This is a genomic window from Lentzea alba, from assembly GCF_011067745.1.
Taxonomy (GTDB): Bacteria; Actinomycetota; Actinomycetes; order Mycobacteriales; family Pseudonocardiaceae; genus Lentzea; species Lentzea alba.
In genome coordinates this window covers 971,657-993,016 of the sequence record NZ_JAAMPJ010000001.1, presented here as the reverse complement: position 1 = coordinate 993,016, position 21,360 = coordinate 971,657, and the positions used below count along the sequence as shown (strand labels likewise).

The 21,360-nt window shown below is 68.3% G+C and carries 22 protein-coding genes; 9 read left to right on the top strand and 13 right to left on the bottom strand.

Going from position 1 to position 21,360, the window contains the following annotated elements:
• The first annotated feature begins 18 nt into the window (after positions 1-18).
• Positions 19-153: a hypothetical protein gene (locus G7043_RS49240; protein WP_278185673.1), complete on the top strand. Its 135-nt coding sequence runs from the start codon at positions 19-21 to the stop codon at positions 151-153.
• 146 nt (positions 154-299) lie between these two features.
• Entirely contained in the window at positions 300-1,130 is an 831-nt protein-coding gene (locus G7043_RS04640; RefSeq protein ID WP_207310555.1) for an ATP-binding protein, read from the top strand.
• Here G7043_RS04640 and G7043_RS04635 read toward each other — a convergent pair.
• From G7043_RS04635 to G7043_RS04620, 4 genes are all read right to left on the bottom strand, one after another.
• Positions 1,127-1,960, bottom strand: coding sequence for a S1C family serine protease (locus G7043_RS04635; protein ID WP_166044175.1), 834 nt, complete (start codon positions 1,958-1,960; stop codon positions 1,127-1,129). The two genes, G7043_RS04640 and G7043_RS04635, sit on opposite strands and share 4 nt — an antisense overlap.
• A gap of 67 nt (positions 1,961-2,027) precedes the next feature.
• Positions 2,028-4,061, bottom strand: coding sequence for an EAL domain-containing protein (locus tag G7043_RS04630; protein WP_166044173.1), 2,034 nt, complete (start codon positions 4,059-4,061; stop codon positions 2,028-2,030).
• Between the two features lie 129 nt (positions 4,062-4,190).
• The gene (locus G7043_RS04625; RefSeq protein ID WP_166044171.1) at positions 4,191-4,451 is read right to left on the bottom strand and encodes a GNAT family N-acetyltransferase; all 261 of its coding nucleotides are present in this window, start codon (positions 4,449-4,451) and stop codon (positions 4,191-4,193) included.
• Positions 4,448-5,548: an LLM class flavin-dependent oxidoreductase gene (locus tag G7043_RS04620; RefSeq protein ID WP_166044169.1), complete on the bottom strand. Its 1,101-nt coding sequence runs from the start codon at positions 5,546-5,548 to the stop codon at positions 4,448-4,450. The genes G7043_RS04625 and G7043_RS04620 overlap by 4 nt, the downstream gene beginning before the upstream one ends.
• 191 nt (positions 5,549-5,739) lie before the next feature.
• Here G7043_RS04620 and G7043_RS04615 point away from each other — a divergent pair, with 191 nt between their 5' ends.
• Positions 5,740-7,434 (top strand): FAD/NAD(P)-binding protein, encoded by a 1,695-nt coding sequence (locus tag G7043_RS04615; RefSeq protein WP_166044167.1) that lies wholly within the window; start codon positions 5,740-5,742, stop codon positions 7,432-7,434.
• On the opposite strand, the gene G7043_RS04610 is transcribed toward G7043_RS04615, so the two are convergent.
• The 4 genes from G7043_RS04610 to G7043_RS04595 all read right to left on the bottom strand — a co-directional run bounded on the left by G7043_RS04610 (position 7,423) and on the right by G7043_RS04595 (position 10,970).
• Positions 7,423-7,890, bottom strand: coding sequence for a flavin reductase family protein (locus tag G7043_RS04610; RefSeq protein ID WP_166044165.1), 468 nt, complete (start codon positions 7,888-7,890; stop codon positions 7,423-7,425). The two genes, G7043_RS04615 and G7043_RS04610, sit on opposite strands and share 12 nt — an antisense overlap.
• Positions 7,887-8,378: an NADPH-dependent FMN reductase gene (locus G7043_RS04605; protein WP_166044163.1), complete on the bottom strand. Its 492-nt coding sequence runs from the start codon at positions 8,376-8,378 to the stop codon at positions 7,887-7,889. The genes G7043_RS04610 and G7043_RS04605 overlap by 4 nt, the downstream gene beginning before the upstream one ends.
• A gap of 55 nt (positions 8,379-8,433) precedes the next feature.
• Positions 8,434-9,237: a S1 family peptidase gene (locus G7043_RS04600; RefSeq protein ID WP_166044161.1), complete on the bottom strand. Its 804-nt coding sequence runs from the start codon at positions 9,235-9,237 to the stop codon at positions 8,434-8,436.
• Between the two features lie 77 nt (positions 9,238-9,314).
• Positions 9,315-10,970 carry an FAD-binding dehydrogenase gene (locus tag G7043_RS04595; RefSeq protein ID WP_166044159.1) on the bottom strand — a complete coding sequence of 552 codons (1,656 nt, stop codon included), beginning with the start codon at positions 10,968-10,970 and terminating at the stop codon, positions 9,315-9,317.
• 74 nt (positions 10,971-11,044) lie between these two features.
• On the opposite strand from G7043_RS04595, the gene G7043_RS04590 reads away from it, so the two are divergent.
• Positions 11,045-11,464 carry a cupin domain-containing protein gene (locus tag G7043_RS04590; protein ID WP_166044157.1) on the top strand — a complete coding sequence of 140 codons (420 nt, stop codon included), beginning with the start codon at positions 11,045-11,047 and terminating at the stop codon, positions 11,462-11,464.
• A 310-nt stretch (positions 11,465-11,774) separates the two neighbouring features.
• Positions 11,775-12,218 (top strand): DUF6098 family protein, encoded by a 444-nt coding sequence (locus tag G7043_RS04585; protein ID WP_166044155.1) that lies wholly within the window; start codon positions 11,775-11,777, stop codon positions 12,216-12,218.
• Here G7043_RS04585 and G7043_RS04580 read toward each other — a convergent pair.
• Both G7043_RS04580 and G7043_RS04575 read right to left on the bottom strand, forming a co-directional pair.
• On the bottom strand, positions 12,202-12,891 hold the full coding sequence (locus tag G7043_RS04580; protein WP_166044153.1) for a hypothetical protein: 690 nt from the start codon (positions 12,889-12,891) through the stop codon (positions 12,202-12,204). The two genes, G7043_RS04585 and G7043_RS04580, sit on opposite strands and share 17 nt — an antisense overlap.
• Positions 12,892-12,918: 27 nt before the next feature.
• Positions 12,919-13,749, bottom strand: coding sequence for a tetratricopeptide repeat protein (locus G7043_RS04575; RefSeq protein WP_207310554.1), 831 nt, complete (start codon positions 13,747-13,749; stop codon positions 12,919-12,921).
• Positions 13,750-13,913: 164 nt separating this feature from the next.
• Here G7043_RS04575 and G7043_RS04570 point away from each other — a divergent pair, with 164 nt between their 5' ends.
• The 4 genes from G7043_RS04570 to G7043_RS04555 all read left to right on the top strand — a co-directional run bounded on the left by G7043_RS04570 (position 13,914) and on the right by G7043_RS04555 (position 18,904).
• Positions 13,914-14,180, top strand: coding sequence for a hypothetical protein (locus G7043_RS04570; RefSeq protein ID WP_166044149.1), 267 nt, complete (start codon positions 13,914-13,916; stop codon positions 14,178-14,180).
• A 105-nt stretch (positions 14,181-14,285) separates the two neighbouring features.
• Positions 14,286-14,633, top strand: coding sequence for a hypothetical protein (locus G7043_RS04565; protein ID WP_166044147.1), 348 nt, complete (start codon positions 14,286-14,288; stop codon positions 14,631-14,633).
• A gap of 246 nt (positions 14,634-14,879) precedes the next feature.
• Positions 14,880-15,422 carry a hypothetical protein gene (locus G7043_RS04560; RefSeq protein ID WP_166044145.1) on the top strand — a complete coding sequence of 181 codons (543 nt, stop codon included), beginning with the start codon at positions 14,880-14,882 and terminating at the stop codon, positions 15,420-15,422.
• A gap of 251 nt (positions 15,423-15,673) precedes the next feature.
• Positions 15,674-18,904 (top strand): S8 family serine peptidase, encoded by a 3,231-nt coding sequence (locus G7043_RS04555; RefSeq protein WP_313887696.1) that lies wholly within the window; start codon positions 15,674-15,676, stop codon positions 18,902-18,904.
• 53 nt (positions 18,905-18,957) lie between these two features.
• Here G7043_RS04555 and G7043_RS04550 read toward each other — a convergent pair whose 3' ends face one another.
• From G7043_RS04550 to G7043_RS04540, 3 genes are all read right to left on the bottom strand, one after another.
• Positions 18,958-19,233 (bottom strand): hypothetical protein, encoded by a 276-nt coding sequence (locus tag G7043_RS04550; RefSeq protein ID WP_166044143.1) that lies wholly within the window; start codon positions 19,231-19,233, stop codon positions 18,958-18,960.
• A gap of 100 nt (positions 19,234-19,333) precedes the next feature.
• Positions 19,334-20,680, bottom strand: a complete 1,347-nt coding sequence (locus tag G7043_RS04545) for an MFS transporter (protein WP_166044141.1) — start codon at positions 20,678-20,680, stop codon at positions 19,334-19,336.
• Complete coding sequence (locus tag G7043_RS04540) at positions 20,677-21,357, bottom strand: alpha/beta fold hydrolase (protein ID WP_166044139.1); 681 nt, start codon at positions 21,355-21,357, stop codon at positions 20,677-20,679. The genes G7043_RS04545 and G7043_RS04540 overlap by 4 nt, the downstream gene beginning before the upstream one ends.
• Positions 21,358-21,360 lie beyond the last annotated feature (3 nt).

Genomic DNA, 21,360 nt, shown 5'->3' with positions numbered 1-21,360 from the left:
GTTGAATGCGATCTCGTGGTGGAGAAACCGGACGACGTTGAGCCGCGGCTGATCCTCAGCGACTACCTGGCGAGCTACGAGTCGCCCAGCGGGACGGGGATCACGTTGGAGGATGCGACAGCCGCGGTGCGGCGGGCGAGAGACACGACCTGAGGGTCGTGGCACTGAGCTTCGGCAGATCGAAAGAGTGATCTTCGGCAGATGTGCAGTGCTTGCTTCGGCAGATGTGCAGTATCCGGTTCGGCAGATGTGCAGTCGATCAGCATGATGCGGACGCTCTGCCTGGCCGTTCGGAGACGGTGGAGCTGTGGCCGCTCTCGCAGGGCGAGATCGATGGCACAACCGATGGCTTCGTCGACGCAGCATTCGCGCAGGGCCCGGAGCTCCGCGCTGAGTCTCGTGAACTGCGCAGGAAGGATTACCTGGCTCGGGCTAGGCGCGGGGGGTATCCCGAAGCGTTGCTCCGGGACAGCCCCCGCCGCCGGATCAAGTTCTTCGACGGGTATCTCGCTGACCTGATGGCGCGGGACGTGAAGCAGGTCGCGGACATCGATCGGGCGAGCGACATGCGCAAGCTGGTGTCTCTGCTCGCGGCGCAGACGGCCGGCTTGTTGAGCTTCAACCGGCTTGCCGGGGAGCTCGGGGTCGGCGCACACACGGTCAAGCGTTATGTGGAGATTCTCGAAACGATCTACGTTGTGCGGACTGTGCGTGCCTGGTCCGCAAATGCCACTACTCGGGCCGTCGCGACTCCGAAGGTGTACTTCGTCGACTCGGGGCTCGCCGCGCATCTCGGTGCGGATGAGGGCGCGTTGCTGGAGAACTTCGTACTGGGTGAATTGGCTCGTCAACTGACGTGGTCGGAGACACGCGCGACCTTGCACCACTATCGCGACCGTGACCAGTACGAGGTCGACGCCGTCCTGGAGGACCACACAGGACGGGTGGTGGGGATCGAGGTCAAGGCCGCGGAAACCGTCCGGTCTGACGATTTCCGCGGCCTGCGTTTGTTGCAACGGCGGCTGGGTGACAGGTTCCACGCCGGGTTCGTTCTCTACTCAGGCGAGCAATCGGGAAGCTTCGGCGACGGCATGACCTGCTTGCCGATCTCGGCGCTCTGGACCTGTTAGCTCAGCTGGTCCACGATCTGCTTGGCCGTGTTGGACGGGATCGCGAACCCGATCCCCACGCTCCCGGCCTCACCGCTGCTCGACGCCGGCGAGTAGATCGCCGAGTTGATCCCGACCAGCTCGCCGGCCGCGTTCACCAGCGCACCACCGGAGTTGCCGGGGTTGATCGACGCGTCGGTCTGGATCGCCTGGTACGAAACGGGTTGTGCGCGCCGCGTCTCGCCCGGCACGGTCACCTTGCGGTCCAGCGCGGACACGATGCCGGTCGTCACAGTGCCCTGCAGGCCGGACGGCGAGCCGATGGCCATCACCGCGTCACCGACCTTCACCGAACCCGAGTCCGCCCACTTGATCGGCGTGAGGCCGGATGCTCCGGAGACCTGCAGCACGGCCAGGTCCGAGGCCGGGTCGGTGTTGACGACGGTGGCCGGCAGTTCGCGGCCGTCGTTGAACGTCACCGTGAGCTGGCCTCCGGACGCGGCGACGACGTGGTTGTTGGTGAGGATCCGGCCGTCCGCGGACAGGATCACGCCGGAGCCGAGGCCGTTGGTGACGTTCACCTGCACGACCGACGGCAGCACGTCCGAGGCGACGGCGCTCCAGTCCAGAGTGGACGTGTTGGAGATCGTCTGCGCTGAGACGGAAGTAGCGGTGGGGGTGGAGTCCGGCGAGGCGATCACCGCTCCGGTGACGCCGCCGAACAACCCGGCGACGAGGGCCGCCGCCGTCAGCATCGGGGCGGTGCGGCGCCAGAACTTCGGCGCCGGGGTAACGGCGGGTTGCGGTTCCACCAGTGACCCGCTCATGGCGGGGAAGCTCTGCTCGGTCATGTTCCCAACGATGGACCGCCATCATGTGAACAAGCTGTGCGCAAAGCTAACTAAACCCTGATAAGAACTAACTGAGAAGCAGCGAAGAAACCTCTGAAGCCCGCAGCGGTGGCCCGAAGTGCGCACCCTGCCCGCCGGTGACGCCCAGCGAGGCCAGCCGCGTCGCCTCGGTCTCGGTTCGCACGTCCTCGGCGTAGAGCGGCAGGCGCAGCATCGAGGCCCAGCGGAGCAACGCCTCCGAGGCGCTCTCCTCCACCCGGTTCGCGCCCGCGTCCAGGCCGTGCACGACGGTGCCGGTGAACTTCACCCCGCTCAGCGGCAGCAGGCGCAGCCGGTCGACGCCGACGTTGCCGCCGTTCATCTGGTCCAGCACGAGCCCGATGCCGCGCTCGGCGAGGATCGTGAGCTCCTCCAACTGCTCGTCGTTCAGCAACGCCGGCAGGTGCTCGTGCAGTTCGAAGCGCAGCAGGGAGGCGGGGAGGCCGGTGCGGTCCAGCACACGGGCGACCTCGGCGACCAGCTCGGGTTCCTGGCACAGCCGCGGCGGCAGGTCGATCGAGAGCACCGGTGTTCGCGCGCCCAGTGCCGCGTACCACTCGCTGGCTTGGGTGCACGCTTCCGACAGCGCCCAGTGCACGAGGCGGACGATCATGCCGTTGTCCGAGGACTGGTTCATGAACATGTCCGGGCACAACACGCCGTGCTCCGGGTGGTTCCAGACGATCTTCGCCTCCAGGGCGAGCACCGAACCGTCCGCGAGGGAGTGGACCGGCAGGTAGTCGACCCGGAACTGGCCCTCCTCCAGGGCGCCGGGGATCGACGCGGCCAGCGCGTATCTCTCCTTGTCGCGCGCGTCCCGATCGCGGTCGTACAACGCCCACTGCGCCTTGCCGTCGCGCTTCGCCCAGCCCACGGTGACGTCCGCGGCTCTCAGCAGGTCCACCGCGTCGCCGCTGCGGGCCGCGCGCGCCACGACGCCGACGCTGGTCGTCACGCCGACGCCGTGGCCGCCGATCCAGATCGGCTCCTCGAGCCGTGCGGTGAAGTCCTCGACCAGCGCGATCACGCCGGGTACGTCGAGCGGGTCCTTGATCAGGACGCCGAACTCGTCCTCGCCGATGCGCGCGACCTTGCCGACGTCCTCCGAGAACACCGCCCGCAGGTGCCTCGCGACGTGCAGCAGCACCCGGTTGCCGGCCTCGTGCCCGAACGCGTCGTTCACGCCGCGGAACCCGTCGATGTCGATCTGCACCAGTGCGAGCGTCTCCGGGCCCTTCGAGCCGACCGCGCCTTCGAGCCAGCCGAGGAACTGCGCGCGGTTGGGCAGGCCGGTCTGCATGTCGTTGAGGCTCTGCCGCACGAGCTCCGTCTGCAGCGCGCGCATCTCGTTCATGTTCTCGATCATCGTGACGAAGTACGGCGGCGCGCCCTCCTGCTCGCGCACCAGGGAGATCGCCATGTGCGTCTGGATCGTCTCGCCGTCGCTGCGGATCATCCGCTTCTCGACCCGGATGTTGTCGTGGTCGGACGCGATCAGCTGCTGGGCCAGCTCCCTCAGCCCGGCCCGGTCGTCCGGGTGCACCAGGTCGCGGCCGCTCAGCGTGCGCAGGTCGTCGTGGCGGTAGTCGAGCATCGCCAGCATGGCCTCGTTGACGTCGATGATGTCGCCGGTGAGGCTGCTCACGACGATCCCGAACGCCGCGCTGTGGAAGATCGCCCGGAACTTCGCCTCGCTCGCCCTGACCGCGGTCTCGGCCCGGCGCATCGTGGTGATCGCGGCCGTGCGGCTGATCTCCTGCTGGGAGAACGTGCGGTCGCGCAGCCCCTCGGCGTACCCGGCGGCGAGCGCGGCCAGCTGAGCCTGCGTGACCGGCGTGTGCTCACCGAGGAAGGTGAGCGTCTGCTCCAGCGTCGCCGAGGAGATGAAGTCGTGCTCCACCATGGACCGGCCGACCTCCCGCGCCGCGTCCACGCCACCACCGAGCAACTGGTCGACGTACTCGCCGAGCAGTTGCTCGAGCTTCTCGCGCGTGAGGTTCGTGAGAAGGGTGTTGGAGATCGCCGCCGCCCAGCGAACGGCATGCTCAAGGCTCTCGACCATGTTCATTCAGCTCAGGTGGCCATTCGTTTGGTCCGACGGACAAGCTTACTGATCATTGGAGACCTGTCCAACCGAACCCTGATACCCGGTCGAGAATCGTCGGTTCGCCCACGAATTCACTCGTTTGAACTAATGAATCTCCTTGCTGAAGGCGAGCGGGCCAATTGTCATCGGGTCTGTCTCAACGTCGAACAACGGCGTGTACCCGGTCGCCAGGAAGATTCGGCGGTACCCAAACGTTCGAGCCTCGTTCTCCAGTTCTTCCACGACTCTGCGCGCCAGTCCGCGCCGGCGATGACGTGAATGCGTCCAGATCCGCTTCAGCTCGGCCACCAACGGCGCCGCGTCCGGGTCTGACTGCCGGACGCGGCGCACTTCGAGGGTGGTCATGCGGCCTTGGCCCGGTCCCGCTTCGCGACTTCCTCGCGCACCAGCGGAATCACGTACCGGCCGAAGTCGATCGCGTCGTCCAGCAGGTCGTAACCGCGTGCGGACAGGATGTCCACGCCCAGGTCGTAGTAGTCGAGCAACGCCTGCGCGACGGTCTCGGGAGTGCCGACCAACGCGTTGGAGTTGCCCGCGGCGCCCGTTGCCTTCGCGGTCGGTGTCCACAACGCACGGTCGAAGCGCTCGCCGCGGTCCGCGACCGCCAGAAGTCGTTGGGAGCCGGTGTTCTCCGGGTTCGTCAGCGAATGCCGACGGCTCAACGGGCCGTTCGCCTTCCGCGCCTCGATCCGGTCCACCGTGCGATGCGCCTTCTCCCAGGCCAGTTCCTCGGTCGGCGCGATGATCGGCCGGAACGCGACCTGGATCCGCGGCACGTCCGTCCGCCCGGCCTGTTTCGCCGCCTGCTTGACCGACTCGATCTGCTGGGCCGTCTCCGCGAGCGGTTCGCCCCACAGGCAGAAGATGTCCGCCTCCGCGCCGCCCGCCGCGTACGCCGCGGGGGAGGAGCCGCCGAACGACACGTTCGGACGTGGTTGCTGCACGGGGAACACGTCGCTCACGAAGTCCGCGAAGTGGTAGTGCTCGCCGTCGTGGTCGAACGCCTCCCTGCTGAGCCACGCCTTCTTGACGATCTGGATGTACTCGCGGGTGCGGCTGTAGCGCTGGTCCTTGGTCAGGTAGTCGCCCTCGCGCTGCTGCTCGTGGTCCGTGCCGCCGGTGATGAAGTGCACCGTCAGCCGGCCGTCGCTGATCTGGTCGAGCGTCGCGAACGTCTTGGCGGCGAACGTCGGGTAGGACACGTTCGGCCGGTGCGCCAGCAGGATCTGCAGCTTGTCGAGCTTGCTGGCCAGGTAGGCGGCCGCCGACGCGGGCTCCGGCGCACCCGACCCGTACGCGAACAGCACGCGGTCCCACCCGTGCTCCTCGTGCGCCCGAGCGAGCCTGAGCGTGTAGTCCTTGTCGAACGCACCGGCGGACGACCGCGGGTTCGTCTCCGACCCGTCGTTCGTGGCGGCGATCCCGAGAAACTCAACTGGCATGACCGATTCCCCAGAGTTGGTGGTGAGTGCGGGGTGCGTTGAGGGAGACGCCCTTCGAGTGCACACCCGATGATCGGGCGTCGCAACGGCGTCCACAGAGCGGGATTTACTTGCACGCGCGGGGTACTGTGGTGATGTTCGCGTTGAGGGGCGCGGCTCGTTTCTCGTTGCCCTTCAACGGAAAGACGCGCATGCGCTCACTCGTCGTGATCGGCGGCGGCCCTCGTGCCGCCGGCCTGCTGGAACGCATCGCCGCCCAGTCACCGTCGCTGGAGCTGGCCGTGCACGTCGTCGACCCGTACCCGCCCGGTGCCGGCCGGGTGTGGCGGCACGCGCAGTCACCGTTGCTGCGCATGAACTCCATGGCCGAAGACGTGACGGTCTTCACCGACTCCTCGTTCGACGGCATCGGCCCTGTTCGCCCCGGCCCGTCGCTCGCCGAGTGGGGTGACGTCGACCCGGCGTCGTTCCCGTCCCGGCAGGTGCAGAGCAAGTACCTCGCCTGGTTCTTCGACCACGTAACGGAATCTCTGCCACCGAACATCTCGGTGACCGTTCATTGCGCTCGGGCTTCGAAGGTCGTCGGCAACTGGGTTCGGCTGGACAGCGGGGAATCGCTGCAGGCGGACGTGCTCGTGCTCGCGTTGGGGCACTTGGACGCGGAACCAGAGCCGGAACACCGCAAGCTGTCCGAACACGCTGTTGAGCACGACCTGGTCTACGTACCACCGTTGTACTCGGCCGACGCGGACCTGTCGGAGGTGAGCGGAGACGTTGTGCTGCGTGGGTTCGGGCTCGCGTTCATCGACCTCATGGTGTTGCTGACCGAGGGCCGCGGTGGCCGGTACGAGCGTTCTGGTGGCGAATTGCGTTATCTGCCTTCAGGTTCGGAACCACGGCTGTTCGTGGGCTCGCGGCGCGGTGTGCCGTACCACTCGAAGACGGGCTACCGGTTGCAGGGAACCCGGCCGTCGTTGCCGTATTTCTTCACGGCGGATGCCTTGAAGGGCCGTTCTTCGGACTTCCGGGCCGACGTGTGGCCGTTGATGGCCAAGGAGATCGCCTGGGGCCACTACCACGAGCTCTTCACCGGTCATCCCGGTCTCGTGCGGATGCCGTTCGTCGAGTTCGCCACGTCGTTCGCCGCTTTGCCCTGGTACAGCGAAGAGATGCGCTCGTTGGAGGTTCTCGCGATACCGGACCCGGCCGACCGCATCGACTTCGAACAGCTGGACCGCCCGCTGACCGGTCTGACCTTCGCGACGGCCGAGGAGTTCCAGGAGCACCTGCGGTCCTACGTCGAGGCCGACGTGGCCCGGCGCTCGGATCCGCGGTACAGCGCCGATCTGGGGGCGTTCCTGGCGCTGCTTTCGGTCTACGGCCAGATGGCACAGGTGATGCCGCACGACGGCTGGTGGCACGGCTACTTCAGCTACTTGGCCTCCGGACCGCCACCGGACCGGCTGGAGGAACTGCTGGCGTTGTCCCGCGCGGGAGTCGTGCGGTTCGTCGGCGCGGACATGTGGGTGGAGGCGGTCGACGGCGCGTTCCTCGCGGGCAGCCCGACGACACCGGACGTGGTGCGCGCGAACGGCCTGATCGAGGCTCGTCTGCCGGTGCATTCGCTGTCCCGCACGGCCGATCCGGTGCTGCGGTCGTTGCGTGCGGTCGGCGACGTCTCCGAGGACGACGCCGGGCTGGTGCGGGTGTCCGCCGAGGGCCGCCTGATCAACGAGCGCGGCGAGGAGGACCCGGCCCGGTTCGCGGTGGGGCCTTATACAACAGGGAAGGCGTTCGCGGCGTTCGCCCGGCCGAACACGAACGCGCCGGCGTTCCGGCAGAACGACGTGCTGGCACGGGAGATTCTGCGAACGCTAGGCGACTGAGGTGTAGCGCCCCTGGTGCCGCACCAGCGGCGCGGCGATGTCGGAGTGCGTGATGTCCAGCGGTTCACCGACCAGCGCCACGTGGTCGCCGACCGCGATCCGCCGGGAAGTCCGGCACCGCAACCGAACCGGCGCGTCCAGCAGCCACGGCACGCCGTCCTCGTCCGCCCGCCACCGCGTGCCGGGACCGAACCGGTCGACGCCCTTCGTCGCGAACAGGTCCGCGAGCGCGGTCTGCCCGGAGTCCAGCAGGTGCACGGCGAACAGCGGCGCGGTCCGCAGCACCGGCCACACCGAAGCGCCTTCGCCGATCCACACGACCACGAGCGGTGGCTCGAAGGAGGCCGAGGTGAACGAACTGACGGTCGTGCCGACAGGGCCGTCCGCGCCGTGCGCGGTGACGATCGTGACAGCCTGAGCGTGGTGCCTCAGCGCGTTCCGCAACTGTTCTTTCATCGCTGCACCAACGCCTTCAGCACATCGGTGTCCAGGTCGAAATCCGTGACGTCGGCGGGCAGCGAAGCCTCGTTCAGGAACAACGCCTGCGGCACCAACGCGCCCAGCTCGGTCAGCACCGGCCGCAGATGCACCTCGACGGCGAGCGCGTGCCGGTCCGACGCGGCGACCTGCAGCGGCACCACGACCTTGCCCTTGAGCCACCCTGAGGGTGCCTGGTCCAGCACCGCCTTCAGCAGCCCGGTGTACGCGGCCTTGTACGTCGGTGTGGCCACCACGAGCACCTCGGCCTGTCCCAACGTCTGCAGCGCCGCCTTGATCGTGTCCGGTTCCGTGAACACGGCGGGGGCGAGCGTCGCCGCGTCCACCACCGGTCCGTCGACGGGCACGCCCAGCGTCGAGGAGAGGGCCTCCCGCAGGGCCAGGGCCGCCTGCAGAGTGCGCGAGGCGGGCCGCGGGTTGCCGACCAGAACACCGATCTGCGTCATGCCTCCAGCACAGCCGCAAGCCGGGGGACCGTCAACCCGCGTCCACCACGCGAGATCAGCGCGAAATCTCTTTCGCGACCCACGAGTTGATGGCATCGACCCGCGCGTAGATCGCCGGGTGGTTCGGCCGGGCGCAACCCTCGCCCTTCGACACCAGCCCGATGAGTTTGCTGCCCGCGACGAACGGACCGCCCGAATCACCGTTGCACGCGTCGACACCGCCCTTCATGACCGCGGCGCAAAGCATGCTCTTGTTCTCGTAGAAGTCGTTGCCCTCGTCGTCCTTGCCCCAGAACACGCGGCAGGTCTCGTCCTCGAGGATCGGGATCGAGGCCTTCATCAGGTAGCCGTTGGTGCTGCCACCCTCCTTCACCGCGCCCCAGCCCAGCACGGTGGCGGACTTGCCGGGCGCGTACAGGTGACGGTCCGCCGCGCCGGCCATCTTGATCGGCTTCTGCTTCAGCGCGCGGTCGAGCGTGAGCACCGCCGAGTCGAACGAGATGCCGTCGTACTTCGGGTTGATGACGATCTTCGTGAGCTTCGCGACCACGCCCTCGCCGGTGCTGTGCACGTTCTCCCGTCCCGCCACGACCACGCGTTTGTCCAGCGGGATCGGCTTCGGGCCGGTCACCCCCTCGTCCACGCAGTGCGCGGCGGTGAGGATCTTGTTCGGTGCGACGACCACACCGGTGCACCGGGGATCGCGGGTGTCGGCCGTGGGCGCCAGGTACACCGCGAACGGGTTGTCCTCAATGGACGCTCGCGTGCCGCCGACCACCTGGGCGGACGGATCCGCCAGCGCCGTGCCCGCCGCGGTGAGCACGATCAGGGCAGCCGCGATTCCACCTCGTAACAGCATTCGCCGTTCCTTCCGCAGAGAATTTTCTTTCCGCGGCGAGGAACGGCGAATGTGTCGTCTCAGTTCGGCTTCGTAACTTAGGAAACCGCTTCGGCCGCCGAACGCCCGGCAACGCGCCCGGAGAACAGGCAGCCACCGAGGAAGGTTCCTTCCAGCGCGCGGTACCCGTGCACGCCGCCACCACCGAACCCGGCGGCCTCACCGGCGGCGTAGAGCCCGGGCAACACCTCGCCGGAGGTGTCGAGCACGCGCGACGACAGGTCGGTGTGCAGGCCTCCCAACGTCTTCCGCGTGATCACCGACAGCCGCACGGCGATCAGCGGACCGGCCTTGGGGTCCAGCAACCGGTGCGGCTCGACGACGCGGATCAGCTTGTCCGTGAGGAAGTGCCGAGCCGCGCGGATCGCGTTGACCTGCATGTCCTTGCCGAGTCCTGACGTGACCTGCCGGTCGCGCTCGACGATGATCTGCTCCAGCGCGGCGGCGTCGATGCGGTCGTCACCGGTCAGCGCGTTCATCCCGCGCGCCAGGTCCGCGACGGTCCCGGCCTGGATGAACTCCTTGGACTTCTGCGCGAACGCCTCGACCGGCGCGACCGCCCCGGGCAGGGCGCGCTTCAAAACCGCGCGCGTGTCCTTGCCCGTCAGGTCCGGGTTCTGCTCGGAGCCCGACAGCGCGAACTCCTTGCCGATGATCTTCTTGTTCAGCACGAACCACGAGTGCTCGTGGCCGTGCGTCGTGATGTGCTGCAACGACCCCAGCGCGTCGAAGCCGGGGAACAGCGGGATCGGCAGCCGCTTGCCGTCCGCGTCGAGCCACAGCGGCGACGGGCCGGGCAGGATCCGGATGCCGTGCTTGCCCCACACCGGCGCGTAGTTCGCGATGCCCTCGGGGTAGTGCCACATGCGGTCGGCGTTGATGATCGACGCGCCCGCCTTCTGCGCGATCTCCATCATGTGCCCGTCCACGAAGTCCGGCACGCCCGACAGCATGAACTTCGGCGGCGTGCCCATCCGCTCGGGCCAGTTCTTGCGCACCAGGTCGTGGTTGCCGCCGATGCCGCCGGACGTGATGATCACGGCCTGCGCGGACAGCGAGAAGTCGCCGACGACCGTCCGCGAGCTCGGTTCGGCCCGGTTCACCGACGACGGCTCCAGCACCTCGCCGGACACGCCGTCGCACACGCCGTCGGTGACGTTGATGTTGGTGACCCGGTGCCGGAACTTGAGCGTCACGAGTCCTTTCGCCACGCCCTCCCGCACCCGGCGCTCGAACGGCTCGACCACGCCCGGCCCGGTGCCCCAGGTGACGTGGAACCGCGGCACGGAGTTGCCGTGGCCGCCTGAGAGGTAGCCGCCGCGCTCGGCCCACTGGACGAACGGGAACCAGCGCACACCCATGTTGTAGAGCCACGAGCGCTTCTCGCCGGAGGCGAAGTCCACGTAGGCCTGCGCCCACAGCCGGGGCCAGTGGTCGCTGTCCCGGTCGAACGCCGCCGAGCCCATCCAGTCCTGCAGTGCCAGGTCGTGCGAGTCTTTGACCCGGAGCCTGCGCTGTTCGGGGGTGTCCACCAGGAACAAGCCGCCGAACGACCACCAGGCCTGGCCGCCGAGCGTCGCCTCCGGCTCCTGGTCGAGGAGGATGACCTTGCGGCCGGCGTCTGCGAGCTCCGCGGTCGCGACAAGACCTGCGAGGCCTCCGCCGACGACGATGACATCCGCGTCATGTGCCATCGGGCGAGCATAGTTCCACCGCTGATCACGCACGAGACCTGAATTAAGTTCACTTTTCTGGGGAGGGATCACCGATGACGTTCCGACCGGCTTCCGAGGTGGGTTTCAGCACCAAGAGCGCGAGGTTCGTGGCACCCGGATCAGTCACGAACGGCGAGTTCGGCTTGTTCGAGTGGCGGATGGAGGCCAGGCAGGGCGGTCCCCGCCCGCACTTCCACAAGACCTTCTCCGAGTCGTTCTACGTGCTCGAAGGCGAGATCTCGCTGTTCGACGGCGACGAGTGGGCCAAGGGCGGCGAGGGCGACTTCCTGTACGTGCCACCGAACCGCCCCCACGCGTTCCGCAACGACAGCGACGCGCCGGTCCGCATGCTGATCCTCTTCACGCCGGGGATCGCCCGCGAGAACTTCTTCCTGGAGGTGGGAACGACCAAGGGCCTGTCGCCTGAGGAGTTGGAGGCCTTCTACGCCCGCCACGACCAGTACCACCTGTAGTGCGGTGCCCGCTTGGGGGGAGTGGGGCACCGCACTATCCAGGTTGCCGTCGACCGCCACTACCCGGTGAGGGGGGATTCTCCGGTCATGTCGGTCGACGGCGGGTTGACCGCGGCGCGAGCACGCGATGCCTGCGGAAGGGCTTTTCCGACCTGGGGGTGTCGGATCGCCCTGGCACCCAGCTCGAGCGCCCGCGGCCAACCACATTGTTGAACGTACAACCGGAGCGTGGTGTTCCGGTCGGCTTTCACTGTGACCAGGGTCAATTCCTTCAGGTTTCCTTCAGCTTCGGCCGGGTACGTCACCAAACGTGACACCCGAACTCCCCACGATCACGAAACTCGCCGACCTGGTGGGCCACCTGGGTGACGACGTCTACGTGCGCTGGTCGAAGGGCCCGGACGAGGACGCCGCCTCGGCGTCGCGCGACTCGTTGACCGGGGTGGAGCTGCCGGGCCTGTCCGCGAGCCCGCTGCGCATCGAACCGTGGTGGGGAGACCGCAGCCGCGAACTGTGGGTGGCCCGCCGCCTGTTCGACTACCGCCACCTGCGCGACCTGCGCGGCCCCGACGTCCGCGCGTGGGTGCTTCGCGGGACCGAAGTGGGCCGGGGCCCGGACAACGAGCCCCTGGTCCGCTGCCTGGAGCCGCTCGCCTGGGTGGCCGACGAGGCCCTGCGGGAGTGCTCGAACCTGGTCGAAGCCCAGCACTCGGATGAGTGGGGCCCGCTCGACCGCGCTAGCTCAGATCGTTGAGCTTGCGCTCAGCCGTCTTGCGGGCCTTCTCCGCGGCCGCCGTGACCCGCTTGGCGTCCTCCAGCCGCTCAGCCGCGCGATCGAACGCCCGCTGCGCCGCCAGCTGATCGGCCTGAGCCTCCCCGAGCGCCTGCTCGGCCTCGTCCAACGCCTGCTGCGCCTCGGCCCGCTTCCGCTCCTGCCGCTCCCGGCGCTTGCGAGCGAGCGCGTCCTCACCGTCGTCCGACTGCGGCTCGGGCGCCGGCAGCGCGAACCCGAACCCCGAGTACTCCAGCCCCTTCGTCAGGTGACCTCTGCGCACCTGCTCGGCCGACTCCGGGTCCGCCATCGCGGCCGTGAGGGTGTTGCGGACCTGGGTGACGGCGTCGTCCGCGAGCGGCCCGGTCAGTTCGAGGGTGCGGTAGACCAGGGCCTCCATCAGCTCCTTGCGCTTGCGGCCGAGCTCCCGCATGGTCAGCTGCGCCGTGGAGAGGCCCAGCGCCTCCTCGAGGCCCTCAGGGGCGTCGCGGACCAGTTTGTTGACCGCCCAGGCGCCCACGGTGGGGCGGCGCAGGTCGGCGATGGCCTTGGCGAGGTCCTTGTCGTCGGCCTGCTTGGCGGCGGCGTTGCGGGCCGCGGTGAAGTCCTTCGGCGGCAGGCCGTAGAGCTCGTCGGCGACCAGCTTGAGGTCCATGCGCGCAAGGTAGCGCCTGAACAGCCGCTAGTCGTGCTGAATGACCGTAAGCCACTTCTGTGCGAACTCGGTGGTCCAGTGACGTTCGCCGAGGACCTGGCTCGCCAGCGCATGTGTTTCCCGGAGCAGGGTCGCGGCTTCCTCCGTCTGGCCGTGCTTTATCAGTGTGACCCCGAGTTGGCTGGCGCAGATGAGCGCGAACGGGTGATCGATGCCGAGCACCCTCCGGCCGGTGGCGCAGACGTGTTCGCGAACCTTCAGCGCTTCGTCGGATCGTTCTGCCGCCTCGTACGCGTCAGCGAGCATGGACATCGTCATGAGGGTCGTCCTGGATTCGGCTCCGAAGACGTGCGTCGCGTCCTGAACGACCTGTTCCAGCGTGGTGATCGCCTCCGCGGCTCGTCCTGCCGCGAGGTACGCCCTCGCGAGGGCCTCCGCGGTCGCGAACGCGGGCATCGTGAGTCGTGGACGGTCTCGCCAGGGCTCCAGCACCTCCTGGAGCACCGCCAGTGCCTCGTCCGTCAGGCCGAGCTCCAGGTACTGATTGTTGAGCACGTTCGCGGCGGCGTGCGTGTTCCGGTGTTCCAGGCCGAACTCGCCCCGGAACCTGGCCAGGTTCAGCTCCAGGCGCTCGCGGACCATGTCCGAGGGCAGCACCAAGCCCACGAGCTGCAGGGCGCTGGCAGTCAGCTGGTGCTGTTCGCCGAGCAGGGTGACGGCTGCGTCGTGGACCTCCGCCGCGATCATGCCCGCTCTGGCGAGGTCGGCGATCTCGCCGACCTCCTGGGCGTTCTTCAGCCTGGTCGCGAGCACCGTTTCGGTCACCTTTCGCGGTGCGTCGGGGCCGAGGTTCGCCATCAGTTGCTTCGGACTGCCGGGCGTGCTCGTTGACGAGGTGGCGGCGTGCCCACGGTTCGTCGTCGGGCCGGTGGGGTGCGTAGAGCAGTTTCGCGCCGTGCACCAACGCCTGGCAGTTCGAGTCGCGGCTGCGGTCGCGGATCACTCGCTGCACCAGCCGGTGCATGATCACCGCCGAGTCGCCGGCGAACTCCACCAGTGACGCCTCGTGCAACAGCACCAGCTCGTCGTCGGCGGCGTCGCCGAGCAGCTGGCGTGACACGCCGTCCGGTGACAGCACCGCCAGCGTCTCCACGAGTGCGATGTGCTGGAACGGTTCCAGCGCCATCAGGATCGCGGTGGCCGCGCCCAGCGGGTACGGATCGCCGTCCCGCCGGCGCAGGTACTTCGTCGCCGGGAACTTCCGGAAAGCGCCCAGGTACTTCGCGTAGCTCCAGCGTGCGGCCCTGATCCGGGCCGCCGCCTGGGCGAGCGCCAGCGGCAGGTGTCCGAGCTCCTTGGCGAGCGCGGCCGCGGCACCGTCGTAATCGAGCCCGGTGGCCTCGCCCAGGAACCGCACCGCGGTCGCCGGGTCGAACACGTCGACCGGCACTTCCCGCCCGACCTGTGATCCGCGCGCGGTGCTGGTGATCACCACCTGGGCCGGTCCGACAGACGGCAGGTGCGGCCGGACCACGTCCAGCGACACCACGTTGTCGAACACCAGCAACGCCGGTCCCGGCCGCGTCTGCAGGTGGTTGCGCACCCTCGCGCAGGTGACCTCGGCGCTGTCCTCCGGCCGGTACAGCCCGAGGCGATCGGCCAGTTCGGCCATCCCGGCCTTGACCTGGTCCTCGGTCTCGCCGCCGAGCCACGCCACCAGCCATCCGTCCCGCACCCGCTGACGGGCGTACGCGGCAGCGACCTGCGTCTTCCCGACCCCGCGCTGTCCGGTCACAACGCAGACCGGCGAACTCAACAACTCGAGCGCGGCAGGCGTTTGGAAGTTGGGCGGCTCGTGCGGGATCAGCCCGGTGACCACCTGGTCCTCAGGCACATCGGGCAGACCGTGGAACTCCGCCCGCAGAGGCAGGTCCTGGTTGGGCACCGAACAATGCTAAGCGCCCGATTCGGGTAAACAGGATGGGGACATGCACACCAGGTGGAGATGGGTCCTGTTCGGCCTCGGCACCGCCGTGGCCGTCAGCGGGCCGCTCGCGATGGCGGACGGCCCGTGGTTCGGCTACGTCTTCGGCGGCCTGTGGTCCCTCATGGGCGGCACCGTCGCGTGGCGCAGCTTCAAGATGGGCACGAAACTCACGCCTGAAGGCATCGAGTCGAGCAGCCTCGACCGCCAGAGCACCATCGCGTGGTGCGACGTCCGCGCCGTCGAGCCCGCGCGGCGGCGGAACCTGATCCTCTTCCACACCATCGCGCCCGCGATCCGGCACGACCGGGGCAGGGCGGCGCTGACCGAGCTGAGTCTGCTCTCGGTCAAAAAGGACTCCGTGCCCGAACGGACCGCGGCGCACATCAACGAACTCCAGCGGGCATTAAAAGCACATCGCGGTAACTGTCCGTCGTGCGGCGCGCAGCCGAAAGTGCTCGCCACCGGCCAGGGGATCGTCCAACGCCTTCGGTCGAGATTGCGTTCGCTGATGGGCAGAAATAGTGATCAGTCCATCGCTCGCTGACGGGATCCTGTTACACGGCAACGACGTTCACCGTTGACACCACCTTGACATTCCCCTCCATCAGCTCTTGACTGGAGGGGAACTGCTCGTTCCACGGCGGCAAAGAAACGCGCAGCACTAATACCCTGCCCGTTCAAGCCACTGAACAGTCCAATGTGGATCCCGAGAATGCTCCGGGAAGCCGATTGCCCCGCGCGAGACGAAGAGATGTGCTTCGGGGCACTCTTTACCCCACGAAGGGCATTTGCGCCGTGAAGAACTGGAGACGCCGCACCGGAACGGTCTTGTTGACCGCGGTGCTGGGCACTGCCGGGTTCGGCTTCGCCGCCACCCCTGCAATCGCGCAGAACGCTCCGCAGCAACCCGCCGCGGACAAGCAGCTCGACAAGACGGACCGCGCGCTCGTCGACGAGGCCGCCCGTGAGGGCAAGGCGACCGTCGACCTGCTGGTCGCCGCCGAGGACGGCAAGACCGACGCCGCGATCAACGACCTCAAGGCTCTCGGCGCCACGGTCCAGAAGACCGAGAAGGACGTCGACTACGTCAAGGTCACCATCCCGCGTGACAACGCGGAGAAGGCCGCCAAGCTGGCCTCGGTCAGCACGGTGGACGTCGACGGGCTGATCGCGCTCGACGACCCGCGCCCGGCCGGCATGGAGGACCCTGCTCCGCAGAAGGCTCCGGACGCGAAGACCGCGCGCACCAACCCGTACATGCCGACGCAGGACACGCAGGCGGCGCAGTTCGCCACCGCGCACCCGCAGTGGGACGGCCGCGGGACCACGATCGCCGTGATCGACTCCGGCATCGACCTGGACACCCCGTCCCTGCAGAAGACCACCACCGGTGAGCGCAAGATCATCGACTGGTACAACGCCAACGCCACCAACTCCGGTGACGGCACCTGGGTCACCATGACCAAGACCGGCCGCGTCGGCAAGTTCGTCGAGGGCGGCAAGGAGTACACGGCGCCCGCGACCGGCGGCCCCTACTCGTTCGGCCTCTTCCGCGAGACGGCGGGCGACCTCGGCACCGCCGCGTCCGAGACCGGTGGTGACATCAACCGCGACGGCGACCGCCTCGACGCGTTCGGTGTCATCCAGGACATCACGACGAAGGAAGTTTTCGTCGACAGCGACGGTGACGGCAACTTCACCAACAACAAGCGGATGCTCGACTACAAGGTCAAGCAGGACGTCGGCTTCTTCGGCACCGACAACCCCGCGACCACCGTCGTCGACCGCGTCGCGTTCGTCGTGCAGACCGACCGCTCGATCTACGACAACGCGGGCACGCCCTACGTGAACCTCGGCATCGCGGGCGGTGCGCACGGCACCCACGTCGCCGGCATCACCGCGGCCCACAAGATGTTCGACGGCAAGATGGCCGGTGCCGCCCCCGGCGCCAAGCTGATGGCGATCAAGGCCTGCCTCTCCACGCCGTCCTGCACCAGCTCCGGCCTCATCGACGGTGTCCTCTACGCCGCGCGCAACGGCGCCGACGTCGTGAACATCTCCATCGGTGGCCTCCCGGCGCTCAACGACGGCAACAACGCGCGCGCCGAGCTCTACAACCGCACGATCAACGAGTACAACGTCCAGATCTTCATCTCGGCGGGCAACTCGGGTGCGGGCGCGAACACCGTCGGTGACCCGTCGGTCGCCACGGACGCGGTGAGCGTCGGTTCGTACATCACCAGCGCGACCTGGCTGTCCAACTACGGCTCGAAGACCGCGCAGAAGCAGAGCCTGCACGGCTTCTCGTCGCGCGGCCCGGCTGAGGACGGCGGCTTCAAGCCGAACATCATCGCGCCGGGTTCGGCGATCTCCACCACGCCGCGCTGGCAGACCCCCGGCCCGGTGGCCGGTACCTACGCCCTCCCGGCCGGCTACGCCATGTTCAACGGCACCTCGATGGCCGCCCCGCAGGCGACCGGTGCCGCCGCGCTGCTCGTGAGCGCGTACAAGGCTGAGCACGACGGCCAGCGTCCGACGAGCGCCGAGCTGCGGTACGCGATCCAGCGCAGCGCGAACTTCGTGAGCACCCTGGGTGCCTACGAGCAGGGCGCCGGTCTGTTCAACACCAACGCCGCCTGGTCGTTGCTGGACAAGCACGGCGTGCCGAACAAGGTCACGACGTCGGTTCCGGTCAACACCGTCCTCAGTGGACTGCTGGCCACCCCGAACACCGGTGTCGGCATCCACGACCGTGAAGGCGTGACCGCGGGCCAGGAGTACACCCGCACCTACACGCTGACCCGCACCACCGGTCACGACCACCTGGAGACCTGGAAGGTTTCCTGGAAGGGCAACGACGGCACGTTCAAGGCCGCCAAGACCGTGGACCTGCCGCTGAACACGCCGGTCCAGTTCCCGGTGAAGATCAAGGCGACGACCGCGGGCGCGCACAGCGCCGTCCTGCAGCTGGACGACGTCGAGACCCCCGGTGTCGACGTGCAGACCCTGAACACCGTGTTCGCGGCGGAGAACTTCAACGCCGCCAACAAGTTCGCGGTCACCAAGTCGGGCACGATCGCGCGCAACCAGTCGACCAGCCTCTTCGTGAACGTGCCCAAGGGCACCACCGCGCTGAAGATCGACATGGCCGCCGGTGGCGCCGAGGCCGGCAAGGGCCAGGTCCGCTTCCTGCGCTTCACCCCGCAGGGTGTGCCGCTGGACGTGACCAGCTCGACCAACTGCTACAACCCGGACGCGGGTGCCGGTTGCTCCGGTGGCACGCCGGCCAGCCGCACGGTGACCAGCCCGATGGCCGGTGTCTGGGAGATCGTGGTCGAGGCGCGTCGCACCTCCGACGCCGCTGAGGCGCCGTACTCGGTGACCGCGTCGGTGCTCGGCACGGCGATCAGCCCGAACCCGGACGTCATCGCGTCCGCGACGCTGGGCGCCCCGCTCAACCGCAGCTACACCGTCACGAACACGCAGGCCGCGTTCAACGGCCGGCTCGTGGCGGGCGCGGTCGGCAGCGCGAAGACGGACCGTCCGTCGATCGGCCTGGAGGCCAAGACCTTCGACATCCAGGTGCCGGCCGGCGCGTCGCGGATCACCACGACGATCGGCAACCCGTCCGACGCGGGTGCCGACCTCGACCTGACCCTGTTCAACTGCTCGACGGGCAGCTGTGTGCAGGCAGGCGTGTCGGCGGACGGTGACTCCGAGGAGTCGGTGTCGGTCGCCAACCCGGCCGCCGGTCTGTGGCGCGTAGAGGTGTTCGGCTACGCGATTCCGACGGGCACCACGGCGTACGACTACTTCGACGCCTACATCTCGGCCGGTCTCGGCACGCTGACCGTGACCGACAGCAACGCCGACCACGCCGCTGGCACGTCCTGGACCGCGTCGGGCGTCATCACGCCGCTCGGCCAGCCCGGTGCCGGCCGCGTGCTGCGCGGTGAGCTCGAGGTGCGCACGGCGGACGAGAACGTCGTCGGCCGCGGTGTCGTGACGGTCCAGTCCGTCAGCTGAAGTTCCACTGAGTGACGTAGAAAGCCCCAGGATTCACGAGATCCTGGGGCTTTCTACGGTTCAGGGAGCTTGTTGCCGAGCGGCTCGTCCATGTCCACTTTGGACACACCGCTGATGAGATGAACGTCTTCCACCTTGTCGACCGGCATCTCGGCCCGCAGGTAACCGATTCTGGGATCCCGCGACTCGACGGTCGCGCCCAGCTTCGTCAGTGCCTGCTCGACCTCCTCGTCGCGTCCCGGCTGCACGGAGATCATCAGTGGCACGGTGAGGTGGCCGTCGCGCTTCGCCTGCTCGATCCGGTTCCTGTCCGGTTTTGCTGAAGACACGACTGGGACCTCCCCGTACGGCACGGTCGGGGCCCCGTTCGCACCACAGCTGCCGAGAGCCAGCGCGCAAAACGCGACGGCGAGCGGTCTTCTCATGAGCCTAGGACGGAACGGTCTCCGCGAGCGGTTGCATCCGGGTTTCCGGCACGGCGAGCATCATCACGATCACCCCGCCCACCACCACGACCCCGATCACCGCGAAGGTCAGCGGCAACCCCAGGCGTGGCCACAGGATCGCCCCGAGCAGCACCGGCACGAACCCGGCCCCGATCCGGCTGATCGTCGACGCCCAGCCGAACCCGCTGGCCCGCAGGTGCGTCGGGTACAGCTCCGGCGCGAACGCGTACAGCGCGGGGATCGCGATCTGGATCAGCGCCCCGTAGAGCGTGATCCACACTTTCGCGGCGGTGTCGACGTCGATCTGCACCGCGAACAGGACCAGCGCCACCGACGCGAGCGGCGCGGTCACCGCGATGACCCACTTGCGCCCGAACACGTCCACGAGCCAGGCGCTGATCAGCGCGGCCACCACGCCCACCGCCACGGTCCCGGTCGTGACCATGAACGCCGCGTACGTCCCGTACCCCTGCGCCTTGAGGATGGTCGGCAGCCACGTGACGGCGCCGTAGTACAGCAGGAACACGGCGAGGAACATCAACCACATCGCTCCCGTGCGCCGCGGGTCGAACCGCCAGATGTCCTTGAGCTGCGTGAACATCGTCCTGGGCGAAAGCCGCTGGACCTGCTGCGGGTCAGGCAGCCGCCACTCCTCCGGCGGCGCCCCGGTTCTCGCGATCAGCCCGTCGACGACCTCTCTGGCCTCCTCGGTGCGCCCCTTGGCGACCAGGAAGATCGGCGACTCGGGCACGCCCCGGCGAATCCAGAACAGCAGGAGCGCGGGCAGCACCATCGTGAGCATCAGCAGCCGCCAGCTGCCCAGGTCGGCGAGGAACGCGGCGGTCAGCCCGCACAACGTGGCGCCGAGCGGCCAGAACCCGTCCATCGCCGCCAGCACCCGCCCGCGCACCTTGGTCGGCGTGAACTCGCTGACCAGCGCGAAGTCGACCGGGATGCACCCGCCGAGACCGACTCCGGCGAGGAACCGGAACGCGCAGAACGTCACGAAGTCCGGTGACGCCGCCCCGGCGACCGTGAACACCGAGAACATCAGGATCGTGAGGCTGAACGCCTTCTTGCGCCCGATGGTGTCCGCGATCGAGCCCCACGCGAACGCCCCGACCGCCATCCCGATCAGGTTCGCCGTGCCGACCCACCCGCGTTCGCCGAGGCTGAGCCCCCACTCGGCGCTGACCAGCGGGATCAGGAACGCGTTGAGCGTGACGTCCCAGGCGTCGAACAGGAACCCGAGCCCGCCGATGACGAAGATCGTGCCCTGCGCGCGCCACCGCCACGGCAGGCTCTGGACGACCTGATCCCCGGTTCTCATCCGCCCAGTGTGGTGGATCCCGCGCGGATCGTCGCGGCCAGCAGCTCAGGGTTCGTCCGGTGCGCCACATGTCCTTCGCCCTTGAGCGTGACGAAGGTGCCGCCGGTGTCCCGCACGAGCTCCCGCGCGGCCGGCCCGAAGATGTGGTCGGTGCGCTCACCCACGACGACCGTCACCGGCACCCGCAACTTCGGCGGCTGGTAGCGGTAGCCGTCGATCTCCTTGAGCTCCTCGAACGTCGTGTCGAGCAACTCCTGCGCTTTGAGCCACCGCGCCGGATCGGTGTCGCGGAACGCGTGTTCTCCCGCGATCTCGGTGACCATGATCTCCAGTGCGAGATCGCGGTCGCCGCTGTCCAGAGCCTGACCGAAGCTCGCGATGGTGGCGCTGTCCAGGCGCAGCGGAGGGTCGTACAGCACGAGCGCCTTGAGGTCGTCGCGTTCCTGGGCCGCCAGCAGTGCGATGAGCCCGCCGTAGCTGTGCCCGATGAGGGTCGGCTGCTCGTGCCGGTCGAGGACCGCGTGCAGGTCGTCGATCTCGGTGCGCAGGCTGTAGTCGTCGGGCAACGGCACCCCGTTGCGGCCACGTCGTTCCGGTACTTCGGCGGGTTCCACCAGCGCTTTGACCTGGTTCCAGTCCGCCGCAACGTTTTGCCCGCCGTGCACGATGACGTTCATGCC